Source organism: Buttiauxella brennerae ATCC 51605, assembly GCF_001654925.1.
Lineage (GTDB): Bacteria > Pseudomonadota > Gammaproteobacteria > Enterobacterales > Enterobacteriaceae > Buttiauxella > Buttiauxella brennerae.
Genome location: NZ_LXER01000040.1, coordinates 48,473 through 61,321, shown reverse-complemented (window position 1 = coordinate 61,321; position 12,849 = coordinate 48,473). Strand labels below are relative to the sequence as shown.

Sequence of the window (12,849 nt, the reverse complement as noted above, 5' to 3'; positions counted from 1 at the left end):
TAAACTCTGTAGGAATTCTCCTATAAACATTCGTAAATATTATGTAATTAGACCCCCTAATACATTCATATTATGTAAATCAGATGTATCATTGCTGTAATGCCGCCGTTGCTTACAGAGTGAATCCCCATGTCCAGACAACGAAGTGATAACCCTACCCGCCCTCGTCATCACCGTTTCGCTCTGGAACCACGCCAGTTGTTTGATGGTGCAGCCGTCGTTGAAGCGGCAAGCCATGCGGATAATCCGTTAGATGCTCAGCATCACGACAACGCGCCCGACGCTTCTAAAGCGGTATTTGTACCGCCTGCGACAGCCCCTGCGCCTGCTTCAATTGCAGCACCGGCCCCAACCGATGCCACTCCTGCACATGAAGTTTATGTCGTCGACAGCCACGTACAGAACTGGCAATCGCTGGTCAGCCAGTTGCCAGAAGGCAGCCGAGTGCTGGTTCTGGACTCAGAGCATTCAGGCCTTGAGCAGATTAATGACGCGCTAAAAAATGATAAAAATATCACCGCGATTCATATCATCAGCCATGGCGCCAGCGATGAAATCACGCTCGGTAGCGACAAACTTAACGATCAAACCATCGGCCTCTATCAGCAGCAGCTAGAAAAGCTGGGCGAGAAACTCACTACCGATGGCGATATTTTGCTCTATGGCTGTAACGTCACATCAAAAGATACCGTTCTGATTACCCGTATGGCGGATTACACCCATGCGGATGTTGCAGCTTCCAGTGACGAAACGGGCAGTGCGGCAAAAGCCGCCGACTGGACGCTCGAATCACACACTGGCGTTATCGAAACTCGCTCGCTGGAGTTGGCTTACGATGGCGTATTGCAAGCGCCAGAGCTGACCATCACTAAACCTGACATCGTGGTTTCCGAACCCACAACGCTTCATCCGGGCGCGGAAACCGGGGCTTTTAACGGTCTGACGCTAACACCGAGTGATGATGCCAACATCGTCATCACCGTGAGATTAAGCAATACCGCGGCGGGGGATTTGGTCAACGGTAACGAGCGTGGGAAATTCCTCGAATACCTCGGGCCGATGGAAAATGCTCAGGCCTGGCTCGATTCTCTGAGATTTACCGCGAGCGATACAGAGCTTGGCAATCAGTCCGCCTCCACCGATGTGGTGTTTAATATGTTGACGTTATCGGGCGGTGCAACGCTGGTGACGCATGTCACCATTACGCCCGCCAACGACCCGGTAACTGTTCCCGACAGCACGCTCATCGTGCCGGAAAGAAACGGGTCAGGCACCGTGATTACGGAAGCGACGCTTGCCGCGCTCGACCCTGAATTACAGATTGGCGCGCAAAGCGCCTCGCAAATTGTCTACAGCCTGACGGCGATTCCGCAATACGGATATCTGACGCTCAACGGTACGCGCCTGGGCGTGGGGTCGGTGTTTAGTCAGCAAGATGTGCGTAACGGTGCGCTGAAATATGTCCACACCGCGATGGGTGATACGCAAAACACCGCCGACGGTTTTTCCGCCAGAGTGAACGACGGCGCAACGCCCATCGACCAATCCGACACGGTAAACGTCACGCTGGAGATTGCCCCTGAAAACCAGCCGCCAACGATTAGCGGCAGCGGTATTGTGTTTGAAGGCCAGCCGCAAAATGCGGTCAATACCGGGAATGTCGGGCAGTACATTGTGGCGGAAGGCGGAGGCGACCCGCAGGATGGGAATCTCACCTTAACCATTACCGCGCTGCCCGCGCACGGCACGCTTTATTTCAATGGCGTGCCAGTGCAGGTCGGCCAGCAAATTGATTATGCCGAAAGAAACCTGCTGACCTATGCCAACAACGGCGAGGATGGGATCACACAAGATACCTTCGGGGTGAGCGTCACCGATCAGGGTGGCGGAACCCCCACAACGGCCAGTAGCGATGCCATTATCAAGCTCGATATTCAACAGGTGGACGACGACCCGTTCCTCGACACCGACTCCACCCTGCACGCCGATGTGGTACCCGGCCCGGCGGACGTGGTGCTTACGCCTGAAATGCTCACCAGCCTGGATACCGATTCCCCGGCCAATCGTGTCAGTTTTGTAGTGGATGCCGCCGGGCTGACGCACGGTTATTTGACGCTCAACGGCCTGCTGTTAAAGAGCGGCGACACCTTCACGATGGAAGACGTGATTCAAGGCAAAGTCGCGTATGTGCAATACCTGAATGCGCAGCCGGGCGGCATCGACGTGTTTAACTTCCGCGTGATTGACCACTCCACCGCGCTGCGCTGGAACCCGGACGGCACCACATTTACCCGTCAGGGCGGGATTTGGGACGGCGAAGCGGCAACCGATCGGTTAACCCATTTCCAGTTCACCATTGGCCTGGTTCGCCTCGCCAATAACCCAACGCCGGATAACGTCCCGCCGTGGAATATTCCCGATAGCACCAACAGTTCAGGGTACATCGGCACGGATGTCACCAATCCCACGCTGCCGCCGCACGGTGCGATTAACGAAGGCGGCTCGCTGGTGCTGTCCGGCACCGGAAATATTTCTGATGCCACGCCGGGCATGAGTTATGTGGTGCAAGGGATCAGCCCGGATGAAATTGTTTATACCTATCTCGGGGTCGGTGCGGGCCAAAGCGGCCTGACCATCATGAAAAGTGATGGCAATGGCGGCATGGTCACGATCAACGCATTTGGTTCTTTCACCCAGGCCGATCTGGATGCAGGCCTGATACGCATCGTTCATGACGGCGGCGAAAACTTCGAGTTTAATGCGCGCTTCTCGGTTTCCGCCGGGCAAGTCACGCTCGACGCCAATGGCAACCCGATGGCGGTCACCTGGGACCCCGAGCTTAAAATTTTCGTCACCCCGGTCAACGATGCGCCCGTGATTACAGGCTCCTCCAACACGGTTCTGGCGGAAGGCGAAACGGTTTATATCACCACTTCGCAATTGAACTTGCGCGACCCGGATGACGCCAACAGCGGTTCGCCGTGGGAAAACATCGCCAATATTAATGGCAGTAATAACTACGCACTTAATAACGAAGTGATCGGTGATAACGCCTTAAAAATTGTCTTCCAGTCGCTGCCAACCGGTGGCGTATTACAGTATTTCAACGGCACGACTTGGGTGACGATCACCAGCGCCGATATCGGTACGCTAAAACTCGATGCCAGTTTGCTGAAAAGCGATAACAGCAGCGGGCTGCGGTTCGTCAGTAACGGCTCTGAAGTGCGCAGCACCAGCTTTATTGTCTCGGCGGTGGATCGCTGGGGTGCATCTTCTGCGGTCAACGCGACGGTGGGGATTACCATCACCAACGTTAACGATGGCCCGATGATCCCGGCTACGCCTGACAGCCCGGATATCACCGTGCCGCCGGACTCGCCGAATAAAATTGGCGGCCTACCGGCCAATAACCCGGCCACAGTGGTGGAAGGCGGTTACGTTCAGCTCAACAATGCTCAACTTCAGGCCTACGACCCGGACAGCTCGCCCGAGCAGGTGCAATATACAGTTTCCACCGTTCCGGCTCACGGACGCCTGGCGTACTCCACCGACGGCGTGAATTTTAGCTTCCTCGGCAATGGCTCCACCTTTACCCAGGCGGATATCAACAATGGCCGTATTTATTACCTGAACAATGGCGATGAGACATCCGGCAGCGGTCTGAATGCCGATGGTTTTAATTTCACGCTTTCGGATGGCGACAAAGAGCAATCGGGGAATCACTTCGCGATTAATGTCACTCCGACCAACGATAAGCCAACCGTGACAGCGCCTTCCGGCCCGATTGATATCGGCGGCAGTTCGCACGCCGTCAACGGTTTTACCGTGGCCGACCCGGATATCATCAGCGGTTCGAGCGCTACCAATATCCTCGAAACGACCGTGCGCTTACTGCACAGCAATGGCAGTGCCTTTAGCCAGGCCGAATACAACAACATTGTACTGACGGCGGCGGCAAACAGCGGGGCGACCGTGACTGGCGGTATCAATGGCTATTTGGTGATCACCGGAACCGTCGCCCAGGTTAACGCAGCGCTGGCGGGTTTGACCGTCACCTTCCCTGATGATCGCAACGCGCAATACCAGGTGCAAGTCATCACCGATGACCGCCTGCGTGACGTGAACGGTAATTTAAGCGGGGCGGCTAACGGCGGCCCGGTAAACCAGCCTGCCACTCCGGCATTCGGCACACCGCCCGGCACGGTTGATGGCACCCCTTACAACTGGTATCTGGACGGCGTTCCCGCCAATAACGGCAACATTACGGCTAATCAGGTGGTGATTAACGCCTCAGAAACCAATGACCCTGGCACCCTGGTGGTCGGTAATACTGACAAAACCACCTTTGAAGATCAGCCGACGATTATCGGCGGTGATATCACTATCACGGATGACGAATCAGCGGCTTTCGGCAAAAACGTGACCGTGACACTGACCGTCCCACAAGGCCAACTGGGGATTGCGGGCGCAGATGACAATAGCGGCTTTATTATTGATGGCGTCACGATTACCGGCGATAACAGCGGGAAATTAGTGCTCACCGGGACTGCCAGCGCCATTCAGGCATTGCTCAATAACCCGACCAGTGGCCTGACTTACCTGAGCGATAAAGATGCCAACCACGATCAAAACGGTGGAGCGGCGGGCGATGTGACGCTCACTATTCATCTGGATACCTCGGCGTCTAACGTCGGGAATACCACAGGCGTGGTGCCCGCCGATGTGCAAATCGCGATAACCATTACACCGGTTAACGATGCGCCCACAGTGACCGCCCCAACAGACACTATTTTACTGGATAACAATGCGCCTGGTGGCAACAGCGTGGGCGGAATTGTGATAAGCGACCCGGATGTTTCAGATGCTGGCGGCATTGCGACGGGCGAACAAAATATCGTGCAAGTGACCGTGCGCATCACCGATCAAAACGGGAATCCGTTCGAGGTTTTACAGTATCGTGACCAGCAAAACTCAGCGGTCAATATCTCCTCGCTGAACACCACCTCAGGCGTGACAGTGCAATCCACCAGCCCGGATGGCATCAACCCGCCTGCAAATGGCGTCAATGCACCGCTGGTGATCACCGGCACCATCGACCAAATCAACGCTTATCTCGCGCAACTACAGGTGAGAATGAGCGGCATCCAGGTTGACGATGCCGACCAGTATTTCCGCGTCGAAGTGATTGTTGATGACCGATTGCGCGATGCAAACGGCAGACTGACGACCGGTGCCAACGGTGGGAATAATGCCAATCCTACGGGCGATGGGACATTACCCGTTCCGACTACTGACTTCAGCCCTTACGCTAAAGTCCCGACCGGACTTGAGCTAAACGTCGCCACCACGTATCGCACCGTTTTTCAGAGCAGTACCAATGACCCGGCACATATCGAACTGGGCGGCAGTCCGGTGCTCAACACCAATGAAAACAGTGCCACGGTCACGCTGCCACCGATAACCCTCAGTGATGTGGATGCGGGCAGCCAGACCATGACGGTCACGGTTAAACTCCCGAACGGATTTACCTTTGTCGCACCAACCGGCAGCGGTGGCACCTTCACCGGCGCGGGCACCGACACGCTGACGTTTACCGGCTCTTACGCGCAAATTAATACTTACCTGGCAGGGCTAAAAGTCTCGCTGCCTGACGTGCCAGGAGATGCCACGGCGTCTGACTGGAACGGGAATTTTGGCGTGACGGTGACGGTCAACGATGGCGGTAACTCCGGTTCTCGCCCGGTGACATTACCCAATCTGACCGATCCTAATTCCGACCCAGGCCAGGTGGAATATGAAGACGGTCCTGGCGGCACCTCATCGGCACTGATCACGACACGCACCTTTACCTTCACGGTCAATCCGGTGAATGACGCGCCGGTGGTTGTAGGCACGCCGACAGTGACGATCCCGACGCTGGAAGAGGACACACCGGGAGGCTCGGTGGCGGGCAGCAATGTCGGAAACCTGTTTAGCGGCTTCTTCAACGACCAGAAAGATACCGTGGATAACGGCAACACTGGCGGCGCGGGCGGCTCCCGGGCGGATAACTTCTACGGCGTGGCTATCACGCAATTAACCACCAACGCCGCTCAGGGCGAATGGCAATATTCACTCGATGGCGTGAACTGGCTTGCCGTCGGTAACCGCAGCGACAGTAACGCGTTAATCCTGACGGCCAGTTCGTCACTGCGTTTTGTGCCTGCCGCAAACTATTTTGGCAACCCGGCAACATTAGGCGTCCGGCTGGTGGAAACTAACGTCAACGGCGATATTTCTTCCACGCCGACGGTCCTGCCCAATGGCAGCGTCACCAATATCAACACCACGGGCGGGCGTGGCGGCACCTCGATTTACAGTGAAACCGTCATCACCCTCAACACCGTCGTCACCAACATTAACGACCGCCCGACGCTGGGTGATAAAACGCTTACCATCGCCGAAGACACCAACGGCACGCAGACGGTCGGGCAACTGTTCCAGTCGGTTTATGGCGATGCCACCGATAACCAGAGCGGCATTGCAGGCGGCGAAAACGCCAGCGGCGCACTGGGTTACGTCGCGATTTATGCCAATGACACCGATGCCAGCAAAGGCCAATGGCAATATTTTGATGGCACCACCTGGCAGGCGATCCCGTCCGATCTGGGCGAGAGCCACGCCTTTGTGCTCGCCAGCAATACCCAGATGCGCTTTGTGCCGACCGCCGATTACAACGGTTCAGTCAGCGGCGGCCTGCATTTGCGCGCCTCCGATACCACCGACACCACGGCGAGCGGTATTTTTGGCGGTCGCGTTAATTTCTTCGATTTTGCCGTCGCGGGCGACCAGACCTCACACTGGTCAAATACCGCAACGCTGGGTGTGAATATTACGGCAGTGGCTGACGCGAACAACGACAGCTTCACCACTCACGCCAATGTGCCGCTGATTAAAAATGCCAGCGATCTGCTGGCTAACGACACGTTTTCCAACGGGGATAAAACCGTCACCTCCGTGACACAACCGACAAACGGTACGCTGAGTTACGTCGGCGGCGTGCTGACTTATACGCCAAACCGGGGCTTTGTCGGCACCGACTCTTACACCTACACCGTCACCAGCGGCGGCGTAACAGAACAGGCGACGGTGACGATTAATGTCACCAACCAGGCGCCGATTGTTGCCAATGAAAACCAGACGCTCAACGAAGATACCTCGGCCTCGGGCAACGTGTTAACTAACGACCGCGACCCGGATGGCGCAGTCGATACCCTCAGTGTGAAAACCTTCACCGTTGAGGGGCAAACCTACACCGCGGGCACCACCGTGACGCTGGCAGGCAGTCACGGAACCCTGACCGTTAATGCTAATGGGACGTACAACTACACCCCTGGCGGCGACTGGCACGGCGATATTCTGGTGAGCTATGTCGTGACCGACGGCAACATGAACGGTGACAAAACCGCGACCTTAGGGCTGCACATTGCCGCCGTAGACGATGCGGTCGATAACATCGAAAAAGAGCATACCGGCACCGTCATTACCACCGATGTGCTGGCGAACGACAGCTTCGTCAATTCGGACCGTGCGGTCACCGATTTCAGCCAGGGTGCGCACGGCACCGTGACCCGCGGCCCTGGTAATTCACTGATTTACACCCCGACGCCGGGCTATGTCGGCCAGGACAAATATACCTACACCGTCACCAGCGGCGGCGTTACCGAAACCGCCACGGTGTTTATTCTGCTGACCAACACCCCGCCATCGCCAAGCGCTCAGGTGGATTCAACGCCGGAAGATACGGCGCTTAATGGCGACGTGTTGCATACCATTGTTGACCCGGATGGCGACCCGCTGCATGTGACCGATTTCCAGATTGCGGGTATCGCCGGAACGCACCAGGCGGGCGAAAGCGTGATTATCCCCAACCAGGGCACCTTTATCCTGCGCGCCAATGGCACTTACACCTTCGTACCGATTGCCGACTGGAACGGCAAAGTGCCAACCATTACGTTTAACGTGTCGGATAATACCTTCGACCCGCCAACCCAAAGCACGCTGGATATCACCGTCACTCCGGTTCAGGACTTTGTGAATGACTCGGTCTCCACGCACGCCGGGACACCTGTCACCATCGATGCGCTGCGCAACGACCGTTTCAGTAATGCTGATGCCACCATCACCGACACCAGCGCGCCTGCGCATGGCTCGGTGAGTATTGTGAATAACAAACTGGTTTATACGCCGGATGCGGGTTATGTCGGCGACGACTCCTTCACATACACCGTCACCAGCGGCGGCGTCACCGAAATCGCGACCGTCACGGTCACGATGACCAACGCCGCGCCGACGGTGCCGAATGTGTATATCACCACCACGGAAGACCGCCCGATTCTCAACACCCTGCTCGGCGAGGCGACGGATGGCGACAACGATAATCTGAGCATTGTTAAGTTCACGATTAACGGCACCGATTACGCGGCTGGGCTGACGCCGGTTGATATCCCCGGCATGGGCAGAATCACCATCACCCAGGAAGGGCTGTATTTATTTACCCCGCTCGCGGATTGGAATGGCATCGTGCCGCCAATAAACTACACCGTGAGCGACGGAAACCAGGGCGGCGAAGTCAGCAGCACGCTGGTGATTACCGTCACGCCGGTGGTAGATATTCAGGCAGACCAGGCCAGCACGCACTCTGATGACGCCGTCATTATTAACGTGTTAGCCAATGACACCTTCACCAATCCTGACCGACAAGTCTCGGTTTCCGGGATCAGTGCGCAAGGCGGCAGGCTGGAAGTGCTATCGGATAACACCGTGCGTTACTCGCCACCTGCGGGCTACGCGGGGCGCGATAGCTTCACCTATACCGTCACCAGCGGCGGCATTACTGAAACCACAATTGTCTCGATTCTGGTCACTAACACTTCGCCAATGAGCGGCGACATGCAGTTGACGATGAATGAAGATGGCACGCCGCTAAGTGGTGAGCTAAATGTGACCGACCCGGACAACGACGTCCTGCGTGTGACATCGTTCCAGGTAGATGGCATCGCTGGCAGTTTCCCGGTAGTTAATCTTGGCAGCCCCACCGTTGCCGTGATTCCTGGCGTTGGGACGTTTACGCTGACTTATGACCGACAATACACCTTCACGCCAGTACCCGACTGGAATGGCATCGTGCCACAAATTAGTTACACCGTGACCGATGACAACGGTGGCGCGCTGGTGGTCGGTAAAATCGACATTGCAGTGAACCCGGTGAAGGATATCGCCGATGACAACGTGACGATGCACGCCGGAACCAGCACGACGACGGACGTATTTGCCAACGACACGTTCATCAACACTGACAAAGAAATCACCGATTTAGGCACCGCCAAATTTGGTACCGTTAGCTTAAGCGCTGACGGCAAAAGTATTGTCTACACGCCAGCGCCAGCATTTGTCGGCAACGACAGCTACACCTACAGCGTCACCAGCGGCGGCATTACCGAAACCGCCACGGTGTATATCACCGTCACCAACGCCCCTCCGGTGGCGCAGCCTGATGTCAACGCGGGTAACGAAGACACGCCCCTTACCGGCAACGTCTTAACCAACGATACCGACGCCGATAACCGCCCCGCCGTTCAGGACACGCTGACCGTCACAGGCTTCACCCTGGCGGGCGACTCGATTTCTCGCATGGTCGGCAGCCCGGTTTTTATCTCCGGGCAAGGTCAGTTCACCCTCAACGCGGATGGCACTTACACGTTTGTCCCGGTCAAGGACTGGAACGGAACGCTGCCGGTGATTACTTATCAGATTAGCGACGGGCGAAACGGCGGCACCAGCAGCAGCACGCTGACGCTCACCGTCACACCAGTGCAGGACATCGAGCGTGACGACGCGACCACACACGCCGGAACGCCAGTCGTCATTGACGTATTAAACAACGACACATTTGAAAACAGCGACCATCAGATAACCGCCACCACCAACGGCTTGCACGGCACCACCACGATTGTTGACGGGAAAGTGGTTTACATCCCGGTCGCCGGTTTTGTGGGAAACGATATCTTTGGCTACACCGTCACCAGCGGCGGCGTGCGTGAAACCACCTTTGTCACAGTGAGCATTACCAACAACGCGTCACAGGCGGCTGATGACAGTAACGCCACGCCAGAAGACGGCGTGGCGGGCGGCAATGTGCTGACTAACGACCGCGATATTGATAACGACAAACTGACCCTCACCGGCTTTACCGTGGATGGCACGACGATTTACGCGGCGGGCGGCGCGCTCAACATCCCGAATATGGGCGTGTTGGTCATGCAGGCGGACGGCAACTGGACGTTCACGCCGGTCGCTGACTGGAATGGCACCCTGCCTGTGGTGACGTATTTCGTCAGCGACGGCAATAATGGCGGCGAGTCCGAAGCCAAACTGCGGGTCATCATCACTCCGGTAAAAGATGCCTTTGACGATAACGTCACGGTACACGGCAACACCTCCGTGACCACCGATGTCTTCGCCAACGACACTTTCGCGAACAGCGATAAAATTATTCAGAGCGTGACCCAGGGCAGCCACGGCACGGTGAGCATCGTCAACGGCAAAATCACCTACACGCCAAACGTGGGTTATGTCGGTACAGACAGTTACACCTACACAGTGTTGAGCGGTGGGATTCAGGAGACCGCGACGGTCAGTGTCACGGTGGAAAACACCCTCCCCGTTACGCGCCCGGATCTCAACATTACGCCGGAAGATAACGTGGTCAGCGGCAACGTGCTGGATAACGACAGCGATCCCGACGGCGACCCGCTCACCGTGACGCAATTCAACGTCGACGGCCAAACGGCTCCGGCAGGCTACCCAGTTATCATCGCAGGCGTGGGGGAATTCACTTTACGCAGCGACGGGAGTTACACGCTAACGCCCATTGCCGACTGGAACGGCAGAGTGCCGACCGTAACCTACACCGTTAACGATGCGCTGATTGGCGGCATCTCGACCGGCACGCTGAATATTATTATTTCGCCGGTAGCCGATATTAATGCCGATGACGCCACCGTCCACGCCGGGAATCCGGTGACGACGGATGTCCTCGCCAACGATAACTTCGAGAACCAGGACGCCACCATCACCGCCGTGACCAACGGCGCAAATGGCAGCACGGTATTACAGCCAAACGGGCAGATAACCTATACGCCTCGCACAGGTTTTGTCGGCACCGATACTTACACCTACACCGTGACCAGCGGCGGCGTCACTGAAACTACTACCGTCACCGTTCATGTCATCAACAGCGCGCCCGTTGTTAGCCCGGAAGGGGTCATTACTCCGCAAGGGAACGCGGTTTCCGGCAACCTGTTGACTAACGATTCAGACCCGGACGGCGACCCGATTCATCTGTCCAGCTTCCAGGTTGGCGGCCAACGTTATGCCGCAGGCGAAACCGCTGTGCTGGCGGGCATTGGCAGCCTGACGGTACTGCGCGATGGCAGTTACACCTTTACGCCAGTGAACAGCAAATTCGGCTTTGTTCCTCCCGTAACCTACACCGTGAGCGATGGCAACGAAGGGGGCGAAACCAACGGCACGTTGCGCATTCTGGTGGCACCGTCGGTGGAAATTCAGGTGCGCGAAGACGGCCTGACGCCGCTTGACCCTGGCGCTCAGGAAGTGAGTGGCACGCTTGATTTGCTGTCGCTCGATAAGCTGAAAACCTTCACCTTCCAGGGGCGTGTCATCACCGCCGAACAGCTTTTGCAGCTTAATCCGCTGTCGCCAATCACCATCGAAACCGTGACCGGCACCATTACGCTTTTGGCTTACTACAGCCCGGCCGACGGCGAAGGGCATGTGGATTACCGCTTCACCCTGCGCCAAGCAGTGTCACAACCAGGATTGGTGAGTACGCACAACGATTACGCCGTGGAAGTGAACGGCGTTACCGTCGGCCAGCTGCGCATTACCGTGTTTAACGACAGCCCAACCGCCACCGATGACAGCGCGGAAATCTTACAGGACCAAAACCAGGAGTCAGCCAGCGGCAACGTCTTTAACGATGACCGCATGGGTGCCGATGGCGCAGCGAACAACGGCCCGGTGACGGGCGTCGTGTCGGAAAACACCGGGAGCACAGGCACCATTGGCGGCGCGAGCGGCGGGCAATACGGCACACTCACACTCGATAGCAAGGGCAACTGGACCTATCAAGTCAACCGCAGCGACCCGCGCGTAGCGTCACTTGAAGCGAACGCGACATTGACTGAGGTGTTTGTTTACACCATCACCGACAGCGATGGCGACGTCAGCGAAGCACGCCTCACTATTTTAATTCATGGCGTCACGGCAATGCCAAACGTCGACGATCGCAATGGCGACCAGATTTTTGGCCCTGACGAAGAAGAAACACTGACGACTTACAGCCAAAGTTACGAACCGGGCTTGTTTATTCTGCCGCTCGTCTATGATTTACAAAGTGATGCTATTGGCCTTCAGACCCGGCTTAACAGCCGGTTTGCCGCCTATGGTTATGGGATAGAGCATGCGAATGCACCCGTTATGCAGCAGGCAGTTCTGTTCTCCCGCTGGTACAGCGACACGCGTGAGCAGCGCACTTTACCTGGCTTAGAAAGTAACGCCCTTGGGCAGAATTCGCTTGGGAACTCATTTGGCCCGTTTGGTATTGGACAAGCCGATGAGCGCAGTTCATTTGCTCAAACGTCGGTCACGCAGGAAGCGACGCAGGTTGAACAACCGACTGTTATCGCATCGGGAGCAAAACCGTTATCCATGCAACTTGCTGCTTTGGAAAAACACACTTTGGCGTCTGGAAAGCACATTACAGTCCCGACAATTAATCGCCGGTAA

At 56.5% G+C, this 12,849-nt stretch carries 1 protein-coding gene; it reads left to right on the top strand.

The window, feature by feature from the left end; translation table 11 throughout:
* Nucleotides 1-129 precede the first annotated feature (129 nt).
* Nucleotides 130-12,849 (top strand): Ig-like domain-containing protein, encoded by a 12,720-nt coding sequence (locus M975_RS20650; protein WP_083967921.1) that lies wholly within the window; start codon nucleotides 130-132, stop codon nucleotides 12,847-12,849.

Bases quoted from the DNA above. Each gene is read 5' to 3' on its own strand.
- M975_RS20650 (WP_083967921.1), top strand. From the start codon at position 130: ATGTCCAGACAACGAAGTGATAACCCTACCCGCCCTCGTCATCACCGT.